General features: G+C 38.3%; 13 protein-coding genes and 1 tRNA gene. 2 read left to right on the forward strand and 12 right to left on the reverse strand.

All coding sequences use genetic code 11. The features are described from left to right. Nucleotides 1-67 precede the first annotated feature (67 nt). The 11 genes from GHC26_RS11340 to GHC26_RS11390 all read right to left on the reverse strand — a co-directional run bounded on the left by GHC26_RS11340 (nt 68) and on the right by GHC26_RS11390 (nt 16,258). A complete protein-coding gene (locus tag GHC26_RS11340) occupies nt 68-1,255 on the reverse strand; it encodes a NupC/NupG family nucleoside CNT transporter (protein WP_163971394.1) in 1,188 nt (395 codons plus the stop codon). Nucleotides 1,256-1,613: 358 nt separating this feature from the next. Next, nucleotides 1,614-2,906 carry an NCS2 family permease gene (locus GHC26_RS11345; RefSeq protein WP_163971395.1) on the reverse strand — a complete coding sequence of 431 codons (1,293 nt, stop codon included), beginning with the start codon at nt 2,904-2,906 and terminating at the stop codon, nt 1,614-1,616. 1,298 nt (nt 2,907-4,204) lie between these two features. Beyond that, nucleotides 4,205-5,464 carry a 2-oxoglutarate dehydrogenase complex dihydrolipoyllysine-residue succinyltransferase gene (gene odhB, locus GHC26_RS11350; protein ID WP_163971396.1) on the reverse strand — a complete coding sequence of 420 codons (1,260 nt, stop codon included), beginning with the start codon at nt 5,462-5,464 and terminating at the stop codon, nt 4,205-4,207. Further along, the gene (locus GHC26_RS11355; protein WP_163971397.1) at nt 5,451-8,309 is read right to left on the reverse strand and encodes a 2-oxoglutarate dehydrogenase E1 component; all 2,859 of its coding nucleotides are present in this window, start codon (nt 8,307-8,309) and stop codon (nt 5,451-5,453) included. Before GHC26_RS11355 ends, odhB begins: the two co-directional genes overlap by 14 nt. Before the next feature lie 784 nt (nt 8,310-9,093). Next, nucleotides 9,094-9,567, reverse strand: coding sequence for a tRNA (uridine(34)/cytosine(34)/5-carboxymethylaminomethyluridine(34)-2'-O)-methyltransferase TrmL (gene trmL, locus GHC26_RS11360; protein WP_163971398.1), 474 nt, complete (start codon nt 9,565-9,567; stop codon nt 9,094-9,096). A 258-nt stretch (nt 9,568-9,825) separates the two neighbouring features. Further along, nucleotides 9,826-10,674, reverse strand: a complete 849-nt coding sequence (locus GHC26_RS11365; RefSeq protein ID WP_205599218.1) for an amidase domain-containing protein — start codon at nt 10,672-10,674, stop codon at nt 9,826-9,828. A gap of 48 nt (nt 10,675-10,722) precedes the next feature. Next, entirely contained in the window at nt 10,723-11,229 is a 507-nt protein-coding gene (locus GHC26_RS11370) for a methylated-DNA--[protein]-cysteine S-methyltransferase (protein WP_163971399.1), read from the reverse strand. A gap of 9 nt (nt 11,230-11,238) precedes the next feature. Continuing rightward, nucleotides 11,239-12,384 (reverse strand): tRNA epoxyqueuosine(34) reductase QueG, encoded by a 1,146-nt coding sequence (gene queG, locus GHC26_RS11375; protein ID WP_163971400.1) that lies wholly within the window; start codon nt 12,382-12,384, stop codon nt 11,239-11,241. A gap of 15 nt (nt 12,385-12,399) precedes the next feature. After that, nucleotides 12,400-14,103, reverse strand: a complete 1,704-nt coding sequence (locus tag GHC26_RS11380) for an ABC-ATPase domain-containing protein (RefSeq protein ID WP_163971401.1) — start codon at nt 14,101-14,103, stop codon at nt 12,400-12,402. A 281-nt stretch (nt 14,104-14,384) separates the two neighbouring features. Further along, nucleotides 14,385-14,458, reverse strand: a tRNA-Gly gene (locus GHC26_RS11385). 1,110 nt (nt 14,459-15,568) lie between these two features. Next, nucleotides 15,569-16,258, reverse strand: coding sequence for a Crp/Fnr family transcriptional regulator (locus GHC26_RS11390; RefSeq protein WP_163971402.1), 690 nt, complete (start codon nt 16,256-16,258; stop codon nt 15,569-15,571). A gap of 174 nt (nt 16,259-16,432) precedes the next feature. On the opposite strand from GHC26_RS11390, the gene dat reads away from it, so the two are divergent. Together dat and GHC26_RS11400 are read left to right on the forward strand one after the other, a co-directional pair. Continuing rightward, nucleotides 16,433-17,305, forward strand: a complete 873-nt coding sequence (gene dat, locus GHC26_RS11395; RefSeq protein WP_163971403.1) for a D-amino-acid transaminase — start codon at nt 16,433-16,435, stop codon at nt 17,303-17,305. 601 nt (nt 17,306-17,906) lie between these two features. Next, nucleotides 17,907-19,907 carry a S9 family peptidase gene (locus GHC26_RS11400; protein ID WP_163971404.1) on the forward strand — a complete coding sequence of 667 codons (2,001 nt, stop codon included), beginning with the start codon at nt 17,907-17,909 and terminating at the stop codon, nt 19,905-19,907. A 281-nt stretch (nt 19,908-20,188) separates the two neighbouring features. Here GHC26_RS11400 and argH read toward each other — a convergent pair whose 3' ends face one another. Beyond that, nucleotides 20,189-21,559, reverse strand: a complete 1,371-nt coding sequence (gene argH, locus GHC26_RS11405; protein WP_163971405.1) for an argininosuccinate lyase — start codon at nt 21,557-21,559, stop codon at nt 20,189-20,191. Between the last annotated feature and the right edge of the window lie 593 nt (nt 21,560-22,152).

A 22,152-nucleotide genomic window follows, 5' to 3' on the forward strand; every position in this document is an offset into this window, starting at 1 on the left:
AACTGAGGGTACTTGTTAGACCTCTGCCAAAATATCAAAAGACCTCACTTCCGAAATGAGGTCTTTTTTAGATAAATACTCCAACAACCGTAGCAGATAAGATGGATGCAAGCGTAGCACCAATTAACAGTTTCATGCCAAATCCAGATACTTTGGCTGCTTTTTCTTCATCAATTCCTTGTACCGTTCCTGCAATAATACCAATGGATGAGAAGTTAGCAAAGCTTGTTAGGAATACAGATACAATACCTACTGTCTTCTCTGACATCCTATCAAGCATTTGTTCAAATTCTAACATCGCAACAAATTCATTGGTCACAATTTTAGTTCCCATCACACTTCCTGCTTCAATAACCTCTCCTGGTGCAATTCCCATTAAAACACCGATTGGGGCAATAATGTAGCCAAGAATTTGTTGTAGGGTTATACCTGCAAAGACTGTCTGAATGAGCCAGTTTACTAATTCTAATGAGGCGATGAATGCTACTAACATTGCTGCAACAATTAAGGCAATTTTTCCGCCTTCTAATGCTCCATTTCCCATCGCTTCAAAAATACTTTTATCATCAGAGACATCTTTTATATCTACATGGTCATCTTCTTTTGCCACATTTACTGGTGCAATAAGGGATGCCATAATTAATGCACTAAACATATTTAATGGCAACGCCACTAATACATATTGTGGTGGTAGCATTTGTAAATAAGCACCAACAATAGAAGCAGAAACAGACCCCATTGCAGAGGCACTAACGATGTAAAGCCGATTATTGTTTAAATGACGAAATTGTGAACGAATGGCAATTAGTGCTTCTGATTGACCGAAAAAGATACTGTTAACAGCATTAAATGATTCCACCTTGGGTAAGCCCGTAATTTTTGATATTAATGTACCTAAATATTTAATAAGTGTTGGCAGTACTTTTAAGTATGTTAAAACAGATAGTATGGTGGCAAAAAAGATAATTAGTAATAAAACATCAAAGAAGAAAACGCCTCCTTCTCCGACTTCTACACCACCTAAAATAAAACTAATCCCTTCTGTACCAAACTCAATCAGCTTATTAAAGCCTGCAGATATACCGTTAATAATTGTCCTTCCAATGGTTGTTGTAAACATAAACCATGTAACCAAAAACTGTGCAATTATCATGACAATAATGCCTCTATAGTTAACATTCTTTTTATCATTAGATATTAAGAATGCAAGTCCTAAAACAATTACAATTGCTAATAATCCTAGAAGTATATCCAAAGATGCTGCCCCCTATCTCTTGTTGTACATGTTTTTACACATAATGGCATTATAGAAAACTTAGCTTTTCCCCAAGCCCTTATGCAAAAATCCTTAGTATTAATTACGCACAGGACGTTAGTGTCAGCGTTACGATTGACGTGACGGTTTTAGCCTAGTGAGCAAATGGGTAAACTTGTGCTTTCTTATCTGCCAAAAAAGAGTAAAAAAGTTTTGAAGGGTAAATTTTTTCAATCCCCAGATAAATCTTAAGCTTACCTTTCCCGACTTAAATCATTTTGATACGATTACTAAATGATCAAATACATAAAAAACCTTAGCATACAGTATAGTAGTACATGCTAAGGTTTTACAATGTTTAATGTGCTGGAAAGAAAGTCATCTGTAAAATAAAGATAATACCAAAAACATATAGAATCCAATGAACATCTTTTCCTTTTCCACTTATTAACTTTAATAATGGATATGTAATAAATCCAAATGCAATCCCAGTGGCGATACTAGAGGTTAATGGCATGGATAACACAATAGCAAAGGCGGGAAAAGCTTCATCGAACGTTTTCCAATCTATTCGCGACAACCCTTCCATCATAAAACAACCAACAATAATTAATACGGGGGATGTGATAGCCGGAACCGTTGCAACCACTTCAATAATCGGTGTAAAGAAAATGGACAATCCAAATAACACCGCAACAATAAAAGCTGTTAAACCAGTTCTTCCACCAGCAGCTACTCCTGATGTCGATTCAATATAGGCTGTAGATGGACTCGTGCCAAACATCGAACCAACTGTTGTTGCTGTTGCATCAGCCATTAGTGCATGCTTTGCTCGAGGTAATGTCCCATTTTTCATAAAACCTGCCTGTTCTGCAACACCGATCATCGTCCCTGTCGTATCAAAGATTGTCACTAACAAGAACGCAAATACAACAGTATATAAACCATGGCTAAATACACCAGCAATATCGATATCAAAGAAAACAGGACTTGGCGGTGTGGATACAACACCATTTGCAAAATCAAGTTGACCTGTTATGTACGCAATAACACCAGTAATGAGCATTCCTATAAACAATGCACCTTTCACCCGTAAAACAAATAAAGCTAGTGTAATGAATAATCCAACAATGGTTAAGATGATCATTGGCTCATGTAAGTCGCCTAAACCAACAATATTCGCTTCATTTGGAACAATAATTCCTGCATTTCGTAAACCGACAAACGCAATAAATAAACCAATCCCAGATGTGATCCCATACTTTAAAGAATCGGGTATCGAGACAATTAGTGTTTCTCGTAATTTCGTAAAGCTTAATAACATAAACAAAATACCTGCTAAAAATACGGTTCCAAATACTACTTGGTAGGATAAACCTTGTGTAGCTACTACACTAGCAAAATAGGCATTCAACCCCATCCCCGGAGCAATAGCAATCGGGTAATTTGCAAAAAAGGCCATATATAATGTTCCAACAACGGCGGATATAACTGTTGCCATAAATACTTGGTCAAATGGTACTCCCGCCGACATTAAAATAGCAGGATTGACAACAACGATATATACCATTGTTAAAAAGGTTGTAATTCCAGCTATTACTTCAGTTCGGATATTTGTATTATTTTGTTTTAAGTTAAACCGTTTTTCCATTGACTTACACCTGCTTTTCCGAATGATTTAAACAACAACTACAATAATATTCGTTTTTATAGTGGAATTCAAGAGGTATAAGACAATTTTTTAAAAAGGGTAAGGATTTTTCGTTTGGGCTGTTTTATACAGGCGGTTTCCTTATGCTTTATTGTTTTCTTACCGTTGTAGTTGATAGATGATGTGACGTGAATTTGTAACATATGAATAACCCAAATGATCGCTGATACAGCTCAAACGATAATAAACTCACAGAAAAAGCCATTAGAACGTCTCTATTCGACCATTCCGAACGGGTAACCCCTCCTAAAGTCCATTAGAACATCCCTATTCGACCATTCCGAACGGGTAACCCCTCCTAAAGTCCATTAGAACATCCCTATTCGACCATTCCGAACGGGTAACCCCTCCTAAAGTCCATTAGAACGTCTCTATTCGACCTATCCGAACGGGTAACCTTTCCTAAAGTCCATTAGAACGTCCTTATTCGACCTATCCGAACGGGTAACTCCTCCTAAAGTCCATTAGAACGTCTCTATTCGACCATTCCGAACGGGTAACCCCTCCTAAAGTCCATTAGAACGTCTCTATTCGACCTATCCGAACGGGTAACCTTTCCTAAAGTCCATTAGAACGTCCTTATTCGACCTATCCGAACGGGTAACTCCTCCTAAAGTCCATTAGAACGTCTCTATTCGACCCCGAACGGGAAAAATTCACCATAAAGCCAATAGAAACTTAAAGGATCCAAAATACGCGGAGTCTAGGTGTACTTCCTCCACTGATATGGTACTATTTATTTTCCTATTATACCCCCCCACAGGAAGTGGTCTTCTTCCGATGTCTAGCTATAGCGCCTACCTCCCTCGAGATCTTAAGTCAATCCTCTTTGTGGCAAAAAACGCCACGCCGAGGCTCGGCTTAAGCTTGGCAGATAAGAAAGGCTTTCTTACTGCACAAGTGCAACTAATCCTTTCGCCATAATGACTTGGCGACAAGCCAAGTTTTCTAATTGGGGGTGACCAAGGCGATTACGCTTTTCTATAGAGGAGGTTGAAGCCATGCCTACCGAAAAGAAAACATTGTAAAAATGAGCGATGGGAGTTTGAACAGATGTTGCACTTGTCCCAAGGTGAAAGCGCTGTCCGAAGCGGAAATCAATTGCGCAATTTTACGTCGTATTATATATCCAATGTGTCATTAAAAAACAATATTTTTTGCTAAAAGAACAGGCAAATAAAACAAAAAACCTGTTATGATAGGCACTCCATCATAACAGGTTTTTCATCAGACTACCCTTAACCTTCTAGCAATAGGTCATATGGGTCTTCAAGTAATTGTTTAATACGAACTAAGAACTGAACAGCCTCTTTTCCATCCACGATACGGTGGTCATAGGAAAGTGCTAGATACATCATAGGACGAACTTCAATCGAGTCATCTGGCATTACCATTGGACGTTTTTGGATATTATGCATACCTAAAATTCCAACCTGTGGTGAATTTAGAATTGGTGTCGATAGCATGGATCCAAATGTACCACCATTTGTAATGGTAAATGTACCACCTTGAAGATCTTTCAATCCTAATTCTTTATCACGTGCTTTTCTTCCAAGATTACCGATTTCGCGTTCTACACCAGCAAAATCTAGTCGATCTGCATCACGAACAACTGGTACTACTAAACCTTCCTCTGTTGAAACCGCAATACCAATGTCATAGAATTTTTTCAATACAAGTTCATTGCCTTGGATTTCCGCATTTAGTAATGGGAATTCTTTCAATGCGCCAACTGCTGCTTTTGTAAAGAAAGACATAAACCCTAGTTTCACACCATGTTTATCCATGAATTTCTCTTTTCGTTCACTGCGAAGCTTCATGACATTTGTAAGATCCACTTCGTTAAAGGTAGTTAACATCGCTGCTTCATGCTGTACATCTACAAGACGTTTTGCAATGGTTTGACGACGACGTGACATTTTCACACGTTCTACTGGTTTATCAAATTCTGTTTTCTCTGTTTGATTTGCTTCTTGTTTCTTCGCTGGTTTTGTTTCTTGTTTTGCAGGTTCTCCTTTAGAAGCAGACTCTACATCCTCTGGGCGAACACGTCCTAATGGGTCCCGCGGCTGTACCTTGCTTAGATCAATATTTAACTCACGTGCACGTTTTCTTGCTGCAGGTGTTGCAATCACTTCTTTACTATCTGTAGAAGCTTCTTCTTGTTTTTCCTCTTTTGGTTCTTCTTTCGGTGCCTCTTTTGCTGGTTCTTCTTTCACTTCAGGTTCAGCGTCTGTTGAAGGCGCACTTCCACCAGCTTCACCATTTTCGTCAATTTTCGCGATAACGTCACCAACTTCTACATCATCGCCTTCTTCACGTAAAACCTCAACTAAGACCCCTGCATCATCTGCATTTACTTCTACGTTAACTTTATCAGTCTCCAATTCTACAACTGGATCGCCTTTTTCAATTTTATCCCCTTTTTTTACAAGCCATTCTGCAATTGTACCTTCTGTAATGGATTCTGCTAATTCTGGAATTCTAATTTCTTTCACTGGAATCTCCTCCTTTAGACGGGTTGATCGCTTCTTGAATAATTTGATTTTGCTCAGTCTTATGAACATTCGGTTCTCCAACGGCAGGAGACGAACGATCTGGGCGGCCAATATAACGTAACGATTGCCCATCCTTTAATAGGTCACGCAAGTAATCATCAACGAAATCCCAGCTACCCATATTTTTCGGTTCTTCCTGCACCCAAACAATCTCCTCTAAGTTTGGCAGTTCTTTTAATTCTTTTTCTAATGCCTTTTTCGGGAATGGATAGATTTGTTCCAAGCGTAATACGCGTAGCCAATCTAATTTCCTCTCAGAATTATCAATTGCTTCCTCAATATCTACCATTACTTTCCCACTACCAATTAATAAACGTTTCGCATTTTTCTTGCTCACTTTTAAGTTTGGTTGTTGACGTAATGGCTCAAATTTACCATTTGCAAATTCTTCAGCTGTCGATGCAACCCGTTGATTACGTAATAAACTCTTCGGTGTCATTAACACAAGTGGACGAGCTTCTTTTCGGTCACGCATAATTGCTTGCCTACGAATCAAATGGAAGAATTGTGCAGATGATGTAACATTGGCGACAATCCAGTTATTTTCCGAGGCCATTTGTAGGAACCGTTCTAATCTTGCACTTGAATGCTCTGGTCCTTGACCTTCATAACCGTGTGGTAAGAGCATTACCATATTGGATTTCTGTCCCCATTTTGCGCGACTGGAAGAAATAAACTGATCAAAAATGACTTGTGCTGCATTAGCAAAATCACCAAATTGTGCTTCCCAAATCACTAATGTATCTGGTGAATGTACGCTATAGCCATATTCATATCCTAACACCCCAGCTTCTGATAGTGGACTATTACGGATATCAAAGGATGCATTTGCTTCCTCTAAACCATGTAGTGGAGAATACGTTTCCCCAGTATTCACATCGTGCAACACCATATGACGATGGGCAAATGTTCCGCGTTCTGTGTCTTGCCCAGTAAGTCTTATTGGAATACCATCATGTAAAATAGATGCATAAGTTAATGCCTCTCCTGCTCCCCAATCAGCCTTGTTCCCATCTTCTAACACATTTTCACGACGTTTCAAGATTTTTTCGAGCTTTTTATAACCTGTAAATCCTTCTGGCCGTTTCAATAACCCTTTATTGATCGATTTCAATGTTTCAAGTGGGAATGTTGTGTCATACTGATCAATTCCACTCGTTAACTCTTCTGGAATTGGCTTCGGTTCAGCTGTACCTGTTTTATTTTCTTTCATATTATCGTAAATACCGCGTAATTTTTCTTCAACTTTTTCTTTCATTTGTTTAAATTCTTCTTCTTGAAGCACGTTTTCACCTTTCAGTGATTCAGCAAAAACATGTGCAGGTGTTGGGTGATTATCAATTTCTTTATAAAGATGTGGCTGTGTTGTTCTTGGTTCATCCATTTCATTATGACCGTAACGACGATAGCCAACTAAATCAATTAAGAAATCTTTTTGAAATTTTTTGCGATATTCATATGCTGTGTAAATTGCGGATATACATGCAATAGGGTCATCTGCATTGACATGGATAATTGGAATCTCATACCCTTTTGCTAAATCGCTTGCATAGCGTGTGGAACGACCATCTTCTTGATTTGTTGTATATCCTACTAGGTTATTTGCAATAATATGCAACGTTCCACCTGTCTTATATCCTGGTAAACCACTCATGTTTAAGGTTTCTGCAACAATTCCTTCACCAATAAATGCCGCATCACCATGAATTAATACACTAAACGCTTTTTTTGTATCTTGGTTTGGATACCCTTTTTCAGAACGATCATCTTGAGCTGATCGTGTGAACCCACCAACAACTGGGTTTACAAATTCTAAATGGGATGGATTATGTGCTAATGTAATACGTGTTGTAGCTTCATCCCCGTCTTTCACTTCTGTACTAGCACCAAAGTGATATTTCACATCTCCAGTCCAACCGTAATTAATTCCTATCGATCCTTCAGATGGAATTAGCTCCTTGTCTGGAGAATGGTGAAATTCTGAAAATATTTTATCCATTGGTTTTCCTAAAACATGTGCTAATACACTTAGGCGACCACGATGTGCCATTCCCATCATAATATCTGAAACTTTATCCTCTACCGCATATTTTACAATACGGTCTAGCATTGGTACCATCGTTTCTAAGCCTTCAATGGAGAAGCGTTTTTGACCAACAAATGTTTTTTGTAAAAATCCTTCAAAACCTTCAACCTGTGCTAAACGTTCTAGCAACTGTTTTTGTTCTTCTTCTGGTAGATCGAGTAATGATTCACCAGATTCAATTTTTTCCATTAACCATTTTCGTTCTTCATCATTATTCACATGATCAAATTCATACGTAATTTTGCCGACATAGTACGATGTTAGTTTTTGAACGACATCATAACCATTGTCTACACCAGCTGGTGCTTCTTCCCACAGCCATGATGCAGGTATATTCCGTAAATCATCATCAGTTAATCCATATGTTTTCGGATCAATTAAATCTGACTCTCGGTTTTTTTTACCAACTGGATAAATATCCGCTTCTAAGTGCCCGAAACGACGAATAGCCTCAACAAGTTTCATCGCTGAGGTTAGCTTTTTCACATCATTTATTGCACTTTTAGAAGTGCCTTGGACCTGACTTTCTGATTGATACATCCAATCAGGGGCGCCATGTTGTTCAAAAATCTCCTTTAAAGATGGATCAACTGCATTGGGATCCTCTTTGTATAATTCATACTGTTCTTCTATATACCCCATGTTTGGGCCATGAAAACTACCCCAGAATCTTTGCTCGGATTCTTCATTCTGTGCCACATCTTATACCCCCATTAGAAGTTAGCTTTGATTCGTTATGATACGGATTATTTTTAAACTCCGCTACCATTATAGAATTGACGAATGACTTCATCAACTAATATACCCTATTTTACCTAGAGAAACAATACGAAGTAAGTGTTTTTAAATTTAATTTTTCTGTGATTAGCTATTTTTTTTGACATTTTTATGATGTTGGTTCACAGGTTTTGTATTTTTCGCTATAATAGAGTTACAATACTGTTATAAGATTTCTATACATAGGAGGAAACAATCATGAAAATTGTTCTCATATTAGGGGTAGCTGTTACATTCCTTATTGCATGCTTTACATCTGCATACGAGTCCAAACCAGGAGTACCAAAAAATAATCAATAGAAGGGCAAGCGCTCTTACAGGCTAAGAACACCACGTCAATCGCAACGCCTGTACTAGGATGTCCTATCCGTCGTAGCGACGTACGGACTGGACTGAGCCGTAGGAGATAAAGGAAACATGCCCCTTCATAGGGGATACGTGAGTTGGACGCAAAGTCCGCTTTTAGTCAGCCTTCTTTAATTTTAGGGAGCCGATGTTAACTTTATCGGCTATATACGGTCACGTCGTTTGACCAACGCCAATACTAGACCATCCGGGTCGTCGTACGGAGGTGAGGGAAGTCTCGCTACAGCTTTAGCACTGGAGCTAGATGTGGCTGTTCCAGTTGGTTAACGATCCACACAGGTTTAATTTTTATAATTTCCGATGACAAAAAACCGCCATGATTCGTCATGACGGTTTTTTATTATGTCATATTTGGGAACCCTTGTTGCCTTAACACCTCATAGATAATGATTGCGGCGGTATTCGATAGATTTAATGAACGTACTTGATCATTCATGTGAATACGTAAACAGCGGTCTTCTTTACCTTTTAACAATTCTTTTGGTATCCCATCCGTTTCACGACCAAATACGAAAAATAAATCACCCTCCGTATTGCTGTAGTCATAATCGGTATAATGCTTATCACCAAAGTTTTCAATATAGTAGTATTCGCCCTCAGGATACGTATCATATAGATCCTGAATAGAATCGTATTCTTGTATATCCACATTTTTCCAGTAGTCTAATCCAGCACGACGTACCATTTTATCATCTGTCGAAAACCCAAGCGGATGAATGAGGTGCAAAGTTGCATTCGTTGCTAAACAAGTCCGTGCAATGTTACCTGTATTAGCAGGGATTTCTGGTTGATATAATACAACATGTAAACTCACAGTTCATTTCTCCTTCTATATTTGTAACCTAAGGCTGTTTATGTTTTTTATACGCTGTTTTAAAATGTTGATGTTTTATTTAAAGTTTATTATAATGCACGTTTTTTCAGCTATAATTACCGCTACGGAAAGCGACTGTACTAAGCGGAAATCAATTCAGCATACATCACCCCATTATCTATCAAATCCCCCGTGAGGAAGCAACGGACAAAACAGCCTATTCTTTTTATATAACATTTTATAGTATACCACAGAACACTAGTTACCAATTTGGAAAAACTTATACTCACATTTCGGAGTCCACGCAATGGAATCTTCATAAGACCAATAACGGTGCCGACTGTTATCAGTATGTGCGTTCACTAATGGCATCCCCTCGTTATCATTAGCAACAACAATTGTCGTATGGTCCCATTTTCCGTCCCCTTCAAAATCATAACAAATAACATCTCCAGGCTTTAAATCACTTGCTGATTCCACTTCTGTCCCTTTTAACCCATTAGTGGCACCACTCATATACCAACGAAACGAATGTGCCACTGACCAGCTATAGCTCCAGTTATCATCTTGATACCACCAACCCTGATTGCGATTTGGAGCACCATGCATAGGCGCACCACCAGCATGTAAAGATTGGGAAATAAAATTGGTACAATCCACATCAAATTGTTTATAGTCAGGGTTATAGCTATTCCACCATCGTTCCGCATATTTAACTGCAGCTAACCGATCGTAGGAAAAACGTTGTTCAGATCCATCGTGTATCATTGCTGGAGTAAGCGAGGAATCTGGATTTTCCATCAACATGGGTTGAACAGGTTGATGATGTCTAACTTCTCCATTACCCCATTGAAACTGATATGGAATGACCTGCTCCTCTCGATAAAAATAATCATTTTGTTTAATAAAATAGACTAAGTGTAGGTGGTAACCAATATCTGTCTTTCCTTGTTGGCGAATTTCCTGATGCAAATGACCTCTGCCATGAATGGTAATAATTTCGGCACCCCGTTTTTTGAACAATTCCTGTTTTCGTCGCCACCAAGTATCATCATTTCGGTTAGAACGAAAAAAATCAGTCCACATGTCTGTTAACTGTTGTTTCATATAAAATCCCCTCCACTTAACTATATGGAAGGGATGCTTGTCCTGATTTCATATTTTTTCATGTTCTAACAAAAATGCCTTTTTATCTAGACCACCATTATAGCCAACCATTTTACCATTTGTCCCAATAACACGATGACACGGCACAATAATGGAAAAAGGGTTTTTATTAACAGCACCACCAACTGCTCGAACTGCTTTTGGTTTACCGAGTGCTACTGCAATATCTTTATAGGAACTAGTTTGACCATATGGAATAGTCTCTCGTAATGCCTGCCATACCTTTTTTTGAAAGTCAGTACCATACAATGATAAATCAACCGAAAAGGTACGTCGCTTTTTGGTGAAATATTCCTCAAGCTGTTGCTTAATATGGTCAAATAGATCTGGTTGGTGATGATAAGTAGCACTTGGAAAAAATTTATCTAACCATTTCGTTAGGTTTTCTGTTGTACGATTTAGGTCACCATATTCAATTCGTACTACACTTTTCCCATCATGTAATAACAGCAATGAACCAATTGGCGACTGAAAGGTTTCATAATATAAACGCATCACCATTCCTCACTTCGCTTTAGCAGTTTCTCGAAACGCTAGACCTTTTTCCATTTCAAATAGTACAGCTTCATCTGGTTCTTTTTCCATTGCTTGTTCAATAGCGGCAAATGCTTCATCTGTTCCAACCTTACCCAAGGACCATGCTGCTGTTCCTCGGATAACAGGACGTGGATCATTATTCATAACGGCAATCATTTCTTCAACTGCTGATTCACTTTTAAAATGACCTAACGCAATAAGCGCATTTCGTTGTAACGGTTTTTTACCGCGCCAGGAACCTGCCATATTACCATATGTTTCTTTAAATTCACGATTTGAAATCCGAAGCATCGGTACCAATTTAGGTTTCGCTACTTCTGGTTCTGGTTCAAATTCTGGATGAATATGAAAATCAATGCCTTTATTCTTAGGACACACAACTTGACACGTATCACACCCATAGAGACGGTTTCCAATCTTTGTACGGAATTCATCTGGAAGAAAATCCTTTGTTTGGGTTAAAAATGCAATACAACGCTGTGCATTTAATTGTCCACCTTGTACAAGTGCACCAGTAGGACAGGCATCTAAACATTTTGTGCAATCCCCACAGCTATCTTCAACTGGTTCATCTGGTACAAACGGGATATTGGTGATTAATTCCCCTAAATAAACAAACGAGCCAAACTCTGGTGTTATAATCGCTGTATTCTTTCCACTAAACCCAATTCCAGCACGTTCTGCTACGGCACGATCTGACAACTCTCCTGTGTCAACCATCACTTTATTTTCCGCATCTGGAACCTTTTCTTGGATAAAAGCCGCTAGTTTTTCTAATCGATCACGTAAAACAAAATGGTAATCCACTCCCCATGAAGCACGGCAGAAAATCCCTCGTCGCTCTTCTTTCGTCCCTTTTGGAGCATCTTTCATACGGGATGGGTAAGCAATTGCTATCGACAAAATCGATTTCGCTTTCGGTAATAATCGTTCTGGTTCTGTTCGTTCTTCAATAGATCCTTTTTCAAAACCAGATTGAAATCCGAACTCTTGCTGTTTTCTTAGACGTTCTTTTAATTCACCAAATACATCTGCTGAGGCAAATCCAATTTTATCAATACCGATTTTCTTACTATAGTCGATAATTTCCTGTTTGAGTTGTGCGGTATCCATATGGATGCCCCCTTTCTATTGTTGGGTCACACGTGCTGTTCGAATCCGATTTAGCACAGATGCTATTTCGTACCTTCTTGGACGGGCCAAATCTCCAGGATGTTGATTAGGAAAGGCTGTAACCGATGCTAGACCTTTTTGATCCATTTGCTTTTCTAATTCATCTAATAATGTATGAATCGTTTTATTCGCTAATCCATTGGTACGATCCAAGTACTGAATAATCTCAGCTATCATTCTTGTTTGGGATGTGTCCACTAACTGTTCCGTACTTGCAAATGAAACATCTGTTTTACCCATAACAATCTTTGTTAGGCCTTTTGCTTGTGTCTTGGACCGTTTTCCTTTTCGGGTTTGTAATGTATCCTGTAAAAAGATACGACTTTTTATTTTACCAAAAGCTTCCCCATCCGCTATTTCACGTTCTATTGGATCTGCTTCTAAAATGATTTTCACCTTATCTGTGACATGGTAAGGCTTATATTCATCCATCATAATAACATGATCTGCCACTGCAAAATAATCACCAGAACCACCCATTACTAGAATTGTAGATACATCTAACTGTTCTTTCATCTGCTTTATTTTATCAATAAACGGTGTAATTGGTTCTTTATCTTTTTTAACGAGCTGCTGCATTCGGTGATCGCGGATCATAAAATTAGTCGCACTCGTATCCTCATCAATTAATAATGACGTAGCACCTGCTTCCAATGCTTCCATCACATTTGCTGCTTGTGATGTACTTCCACTCGCATTATCCGTCGTAAATTGAATCGTATCCTGACCATGTGGGAGGTTATTAATAAATGGTGAGATGTTCACTCCATTAATTTTCCGGCCATCTTCTGCTCGAATTTTCACAGCATTAGAGTTTGTCAGTACATATTCTCGACCATCCCCTTTGGTATGAGAATACACACCACGCTCTATAGCCTGTAATAATGTACTTTTCCCATGATATCCTCCACCAACAATTAAGGTGATTCCTTTTTTAATAGCCATCCCTTTGATCGGTTCTTGTTGGTGCGGAATCGGAATACTGACCAAATCTTCTGGTGGACTTTCAAAGGCAACAGCGTTTTTAAGGGGCCGATTACTAATTCCACTTTCTCTTGGAAGGATGGAACCATTCGCTATAAAAGCGATCCAATCGTTCTGATGCATTTCTGCTCGAATGGCTTCTTGCTGATCAGCAAGTTGGATTGCTTCTTGAATGTCTCCTTCCCGAATGGAAAAGACAGATTGTTCCATTATGGTAGGTATCGCTTTCGTAAGCAATTTCTCTGCTTCCCTTCCATTAATCCGTCGACCATTTGCTGGTAGTCCGACCGAAAGACAGACTGTTATTTCCTTTTCCGTCACTTGGACAGCGCTTCGTTCCAGAACCTCTTGACCTGGTGCATCAAAATGGATATTCCCGCTTTTACCAGACCCTTTAATCGTAAAACGGTTTCCGCCAACTGCTTTTCCAATTTTTCGTGCAATCACATCTTCTGTTGCCACTTTACGAGCGTATGTCTTAATCCATTCACGCTTAATTGGCCTTTTTGCACTGGGAATGATGACTCTGATTTTCGATGGAGAAGCAAACGGGTCACCCTGTACATAATCTATATATAAAGTAAAATTGCTAAACGTATAGTGACCTTGGGCACTTTTATAGGCTTTGTACCCTTTTCCGTCAATCTGTTTTAATAATTGTAGCAGTTTTTTCATGATAATCCCTCAATTAATAAAAGTTTTATCTTTAGAATACTATTACAAAAAGGGTAAATTCAAGTGAAGCAAAAGGTTGGTAGTTGTGGATTTATGAATTTAGGTAGATATGATGGGATTTTAGTGATTTGGGTATTGGTTGATTGTGTTCTATTACTTGCGACTCCTTTTCTGGCTGAAAGGGCACTGACGAACACACTTTCCAAAAAACTTTGTAAAAAAATGAAAACGCAACGCCTCGTAACTTTAAATTTACGAAACACTGCGTTAAGACTTATGTATGGAGCGGGTGATGGGAATCGAACCCACGACATCAGCTTGGAAGGCTGAGGTTTTACCACTAAACTACACCCGCATCTTTTAAATTATTTTATTTTAATTTTTTATTACGCTCTTGTTATCCTCTCGCACTTTAGTTAATTCAAGATGTTTTGTGCATCGAGGCAACTCGTTGTTATTTCGGTTTCGGTGGATGTTTTGCTCGTGGCTGAGGTTTTACCACTAAACTACACCCACATTAAATTGTATGATCTACTATCGTTATTAATTCCTCTCATTTCGAGAACAATTATAAGTATAACAAGTCATTTTTATTTTATCAACCATATTTTACAAATTCTGTCGAAAAAATGTCGTAAAACTTTTTCTTAGGCTATATTTGCATACTTTGTTGTTTTAACTGCACATAATTCATATTATGCGCAATAAGTTAAGGCGATGTTTAGAGTGTTTACCCGCTCCGGAAATACACTTCGCTTTCACCAGGGGCATAAGTGCGACATCTGTTCAACTGTTCGTTTCACAGTGTCTACTTTACCGCGGGTGGCTGTTGAGCCTCCTCAACTCGTTCCTCGTTTGCGGGGTCTCACCTAGGCCGTTCCTCCCGCAGGAGTCTACGTGTATTTCCTCCACTGATAGGATCAACACTGCTTATTATATATTATGTTTTTATGATAGTTGATTGGAGCGTAAGACAGTCGACTCCTGCGGAAAAAACACGCAGCTAGATCTGAACAGGAAGCGGTTTTTGCTTCCGATATCTAGCTACAGTGCCTACCCCCTCGAGGTCTTAAGTCAATCCTCATCACGGGCACAAAATGCCACGCCGAGGCTCGGCTTAAGCTTGGCAGATAAGAAAAACTTTCTTACTGCATAAGTGCAACTAAGGCTTTCGCCACTTGGCGAAAAGCCAAGTTTTCTAATCAGGGGTAACCAAGGCACTTCCGCTTTTCTATAGAGGAAGCTAAAAGCGTCTGTCCGCGGTAAAGAAGACACTGTGAAAACGAATAGTTTGAACAGATGTCGCACTTATGCCCGTGGTGAAAGCGACTGTCTGGAGCGGAAATCAACAGCACTTTTTTATTGCGTATAATACATCTTATATGCATGACGTTTCATACTAGAAAGCAGCAATCTTTTAGAAAACAGCCTTTCTTGAAAGGATGACCTATTTCGTCACCCCCCTTTATAGAACACAATTCTCTACACCACAGTTTTTGCAAACAAGTAATTCTCGAAAGTATTCCATGTTCTTAATTAGAAAATATTTATTATCATTTTCTACAATTCCTTGATCTTTCCATTTATTCACGATCCGACTTACCGTCTCTCGCGAAATTCCAATATGTTTACTAATATCGCGGATCATTAGTGGCTCGGTAAGTCTTACTCCTTCTGTTGTTACGATTCCATACATATTAGAAAACCGAATAAATACAGAGGCAACGGCACCTTCAGAACCAAAAGCTACAAAGTCACGCATTTTTGCTTTACTTGCCTCCAATGACTCGGATACCCATTGGATGAATCGAAGTGCTAGTTTTCCATTCTGTGCTAATATCGCTTCCATTTGATCTCGATGAATATAATATAAAATTCCATGCTTTGTTGCCTGAGCTGAATTTGAATATTTTCCACCACTAAAAATACCAATTTCCCCGAAACTATCTTGCTCTTTACGCGTGAAAATTGTAATCTCTTTATTAGTACCCATATTTTTAAAGATACGTACTTCTCCTCGATGGATAAAATAGAGATATTCAGAGGTTTCTCCTTCTTTAAAAACAAAATCTCCTTTATCAACATTTTTTCGCTTTGCATTTGCAATAATGATATCGTACTCATGCGGTGCAAGGCGTTGTAATAATGGTTCCATTCTACATCAGTCCCCTGTATTTTCTGATACCCATTATACCGTAATTTAAAACAAATTCTGTGATGTTTATCACATTTTTAATAATATATTCATGTTCTTAAAATTCATTAAGAATATTTACAATAGTATAAGCAGGATATAGAATAGATATAACAAATAAGGAGGCGTTGTTTTATGTCTGTTTATCCAATCACTTTGTCCCAAACCACCTTCGTCCATCGTGATAGCCTTAAATACCCTTTTGAGGAACGTGGATTGCAATTTGGAGATGGCGTATATGAGGTAATTCGTATTTATAATGGACAATATTATTTACTAACTGAGCACGTGGATCGACTTTTCCGTTCTGCAGAAGCAATCAAAATGGAACTGCCTTTCTCTAAAGAAGAAATTACAAATCAATTAATCGAATTATTAGAACGAAATGATATGAATAATGATGGAAAAGTTTATTTACAAGCTACTAGAGGATCTGCACCTCGAGATCATGTTTTTCCCAAAGATGCAGAGGCAAACTTCTATGCATATGTTCTAGACCTTCCACGTAATATGGATAATTTCCGAAATGGTGTCGGTACTATCACACATGAGGATCTTCGTTGGGCTAATTGTTATATAAAAAGCTTAAACCTATTACCGAATGTGCTAGCAAAGCAAACTGCGAAAGAAAACGGATGCTATGAAGCAATTCTTCACAAAGATGGTGTTGTGACAGAATGTAGTTCTTCCAATATCTATTTAGTAAAGGATGGAAAAATTTATACACATCCTACTACAAAGCAAATTCTACATGGATGTGTACGAATTCGCGTTGAACAATTTGTCAAATCATTAGAAATACCATTTATCGAAGAAGCATTTACCCTTAATGATATTCAAACTGCTGATGAACTATTTTTATCTAGTAGTACAAGTGAAGTTCTACCAGTTGTAAGTGTCGATGGGAAAACAATCCAAGATGGTAAACCAGGTTCAATCACAAAACAACTGCAACATGAATATGAAAAAGATGCTAATATTCAAGGTACAATTCAACATATGAATTAATAGAATAAAAGTTTAGCAACTGATTAGCACGTTATTTCTTATCGAAGTAGCGTGTTTTTTTATTTTGAATAAAAGGTTCATAGGATTTTAATAAAATAGTGAATGAACGGTAGCTATCGATTACCTTTATATAGTTTTATTAGTGAATTTGACATGAACAGGTAAGCTCTATTCAATTTTCTTAGTTTACTAGGTACTTTTTGTATCGAGAAGCGTGCTCGATTTATTGTTTGCATTTTGCTAAGTGATTCTTACATCGAGAAACAATCAGAGTTTACTTTTGATAGCTTTTCCCCCTGCTTCATAAATCGACAAGAATACTCGTTTCACTTTATCATTTTACTGAGTTCTTCTTTCATCGAGAAATACACTCCGTTCACTTTTGACAGATTTCCCCCAGATTTTTACACCAACAAGCAACCTCGACACAACCTTCTTGAACCTTCCCTTAAACCCGAAGTACCGGCATCTAAAAATATCACCTAATCAAACAACCCTTTCCGAAAAGGTTAGTTTTTTCAAATCTATTGATTCGGTTTCCGAAATAGTTTAGAATAATAGAAACTTTAGAAAATTATTTTAGATAACAGGAGGCCTATTCATGACACAAGCAAAACGACCTATTACGGCAGAAGATTTTATGAAAATTGCAGTGTACAGTGATCCACAGTTAGCACCAGACCATCAGTCATATGCATTTGTTTCTACGAATGTAAACGACAAGAAGGAATACGAGTCCCATTTATTTGTACAGAATCTAGCAACTAACGATGTTCGTCAATGGACATTTGGAGATTCAAAAGATAGTCATCCACGTTTTTCACCAGATGGGAAAACACTAGTTTTTCAATCTAATAGAAGTGGAGTTCCACAATTATGGTTATTACATACTGACGGTGGGGAAGCGAAACAACTTACCACCTTTAAACATGGCGCAATGAATCCCGAATGGTCAAGCGATGGGAAATATATCATTTTCAGTGCACCATTAGATCATGATGATGACGTCAAAAACCAAAAAGAACAATCAAAAGAAGAAAGACAGAAAGAACAAGAAGAAAAAAGTAAACAACCACTTGTCGTAAATCGTTTAAAATATAAATCAGATGCAAAAGGCTTTCATGATGACAAGCGTGTTCAACTTATTCAGTATGATGTAGAAAATGAAACATTTACACAGTTAACATCTGGTGATGTAGACCATCATTTAGAGGATATTTCACCCGATGGTAAAACAATTTTATTGACAGCAAATCGTAATGAAGATGCTGATTTTGAACAAACACTAGACTTATTTACATTAGACATCGCAACAAAAGAATTAACAAAGCTAACAGACAGTAAAGGAACCTATGCAAATGGACGATTCTCTCGTAACGGAGAAAAAATTGCAAGTTTTGGACATGAATACGAATATGATGGTGCAACATTAAATAATTTATATGTATTTGATATTAAAAGCGGTGAGCGTACTTGCCTTAGCTCCGATTGGGATATCCAACTTGGAGATGCAATGATTGGTGATACACGCCTTGGACAATCAAATGTAGGTCCTGTATGGTCCAAAAATGATGACCGCCTATTCTTCCTAGTCACCGATCAAGGTGCAACTGGGTTATATCAAGTTAGCCTTTCTGGCGATCTAGATAAATTATACAACGATGACAATCATGTATTTGGATTTGCTTATAATGATGATGCAGAATCATTTGTAATTGGCATTAGTAATCCAATTGACCCTTGCAACTTCTATCAATTACAAGGATCAGAACTAACACAACTTACTAATGCAAATGCAGATTTTCTAGAAGAAGTAGCATTAAGTGAGCCAGAAACCTTAACGATTACAGCAGAAGATGGTTGGGAAATTCAAGGCTGGTTGCTTCGTCCATATGGATTTGAAGAAGGGAAAAAATATCCATTCATCCTAGAAATTCATGGTGGTCCACATGCGATGTATGGCCAATCTTTCTTCCATGAAATGCAATTATTAGCTGCACAAGGATATGTCGTTCTATACACGAACCCACGTGGTAGTCATGGGTATGGACAAAAATTTGTCGATGCCGTTCGTTCTGATTACGGTGGAAGTGACTATATAGATCTAATGAGTGCAGTAGACTATGCATTAGAAAACTTTAGCTTTATTGATGAAACACGTTTAGGAGTGACTGGAGGTAGTTATGGTGGTTTCATGACAAACTGGATTGTCAGCCATACGAACCGCTTTAAAGCTGCAGTTACCCAACGTTCGATCAGTAACTGGTTAAGTTTTTATGGGGTAAGTGATATTGGATACTTCTTTGCAAAATGGGAGCTTGGTTACAGACTCTTAGAAGATCCAGAAAAACTTTGGGATTTCTCCCCATTAAAATATGCTGCAAATGTAGAAACACCATTACTCATTGTGCACAGTGAACAAGATTATCGTTGTCCAATCGAACAAGGGGAACAACTATTTATGACCTTAAAACAATTACGAAAAGAAGTAGAATTTGTCCGAATTCCAAATGCAAACCATGAATTGAGCCGTGGTGGTAAACCAGAATTACGTGTTGAACGACTAAACCATATTTGCCGTTGGTTTGAACAGTATTTGTAAAACCAATTTAATAGCATGTGAAATCGGAAAGGTTTCACATGCTATTTTTATGTGTGTTGAATTTTGAGTAGAAAATACGCTTTCTCTCGGAAGAATTATCCAATTGTTTGCTTATTTTTGCATTGAGATAACTTCTCGATGCATTTTTCAATCTTTCAAAGCTCATCCCTACATCGAGAAAACCTGTTTGTATATAAAAAAAGCATAAGCAATTCTAAAAATGAATCACTTACACTTTTTGTTAGGCTCATAGAAAAAAATTAGCTTCACTTAGAACACCATTATAATAAATCCTCTGCTAATGATAGCTGTTTCTGCACTTCTGTCTGCGAGGTACCCCCATAGCTATTCCGGTTGGCTACCACCTGTTCTGGGGCCAGTACCTCATAAATATCTTCTTGAAACAATGGACTAAACTGCTTATATTCCTCTAACGATAAATCCAGTAAGAATTTATGATGATCAATTCCATATAAGACAATTTTACCGATTACTGCATGCGCCTCACGAAATGGCATCCCTTTTGTCACTAAGTAATCAGCTATATCTGTAGCATTGGAATAATCCTCTGTCACAGCATGCTTCATCTGATCGACATTTACTGTCATCGTATCAATCATCGGTGCCAGCATTTGTAGTGATCCTTCTAGTGTCTCTACCGTATCGAACATGCCTTCCTTATCCTCTTGTAAATCTTTGTTATATGCAAGTGGTAATCCCTTTAATACGGTTAGTAAGCTCATTAAGTTACCATAGACGCGTCCTGTTTTTCCTCTTAATAGTTCCGGTACATCTGGATTTTTCTTTTGTGGCATAATACTAGATCCGGTACAGAAGGAATCATCTAGTTCAATAAACTGAAATTCTTGGCTACTCCAAATAACCATTTCCTCTGCCAGGCGAGAAATATGCATCATCATAATGGATCCAATTGACATAAACTCCAGTATGAAATCCCGATCACTAACAGCATCCATACTATTTGGATAAACATAATCAAACCCTAAATCTTGTGCTACAGCATCTCGATTAATTGGAAATGTCGTCCCTGCAAGAGCACCTGCACCTAATGGAGATCCATTCAATCGTTTCATGCTATCCTTAAGTCTTTCCTTATCCCGCTCCAGCATCCAAAAATAGGCTAATAGATGATGTGCAAACGATACAGGTTGTGCTCGTTGTAAATGCGTATATCCTGGTAAAATGGTATCAATATGGTTACCTGCTTGATTCACGATTGCCGTTTGTGTTTCATGGACAAGCTCGATGATGGTTTCCGTATGATGTTTTAAATAAAGGTGCATATCTGTTGCGACCTGATCATTACGACTTCTTCCTGTATGTAATTTTCCTCCAACTGGCCCAATCTCATCAATTAGCCATTTTTCAATATTCATATGGATATCCTCATGTTCTACAGAAAAAGACAGCTCACCCTTCTTCAGTTTATTCTTAATCGTGTTTAAGCCATTTTTGATTGTCTCGCCATCCTCTTCGGCTAAAATTCCAGTTGAGACAAGCATATTAACATGGGCAATACTTCCTTGAATATCTTCATTCGCCAGCTTTTGATCAAACGATATCGATGCTGTTTGTTCTTCCACTAATTTATTCGTATCTTTTGTAAACCTTCCACCCCAAAGCTTTGACATCCTTCCACATCCCCTTTCGATTTACTGAATTAGTTTAAATTAGATTAGACTCTTCCTACGCTTTTTTCGCAATAGCTATAATTACTGCTTCGGAAAAACACTTTTTTAGCGGACAGCGCTACAGCTTCCTTGATAGAAAAGCACAGACGCCTTAGTCACCCCTGTTTAACCATAACACCAAGACCTCGAGGGCGAGGCGCTGGCCGATGAAAGCTCGTGCGTCCTGATGTCTATCGGCACTAGGTCGTCTTGTCCGTCTCACTGGCTAAAATCGTCACCTCCTATGACAACGCCAGCACTAGGTCGTCCTGTCCGTCGAAGCTAGACATCAGAGACAAAAACCACTTCCTTCTCAGATCTAGCTGACCATTGTTTCCTTAGTAGTCGACTATCCTACGCTCCAATCACTATAACTTTAGAGAGGAATATGATACAGCTTTTTTTAGAGAACTAAATACTAGCGGAGGAAATACACGAAGACGCCTGCAGGACAAGCGAAGACGTCCGAGACCCCACAGTGAGCGTTCTTTGCAAGAGAGGAGACTCGGCGCGAGCCTGCGGTAAAGTAGACACTGTGAAAACGAACAGTTTGA

It is taken from the genome of Oceanobacillus halotolerans (genome assembly GCF_010993955.1).
Taxonomy (GTDB): domain Bacteria; phylum Bacillota; class Bacilli; order Bacillales; family Amphibacillaceae; genus Oceanibacillus_A; species Oceanibacillus_A halotolerans.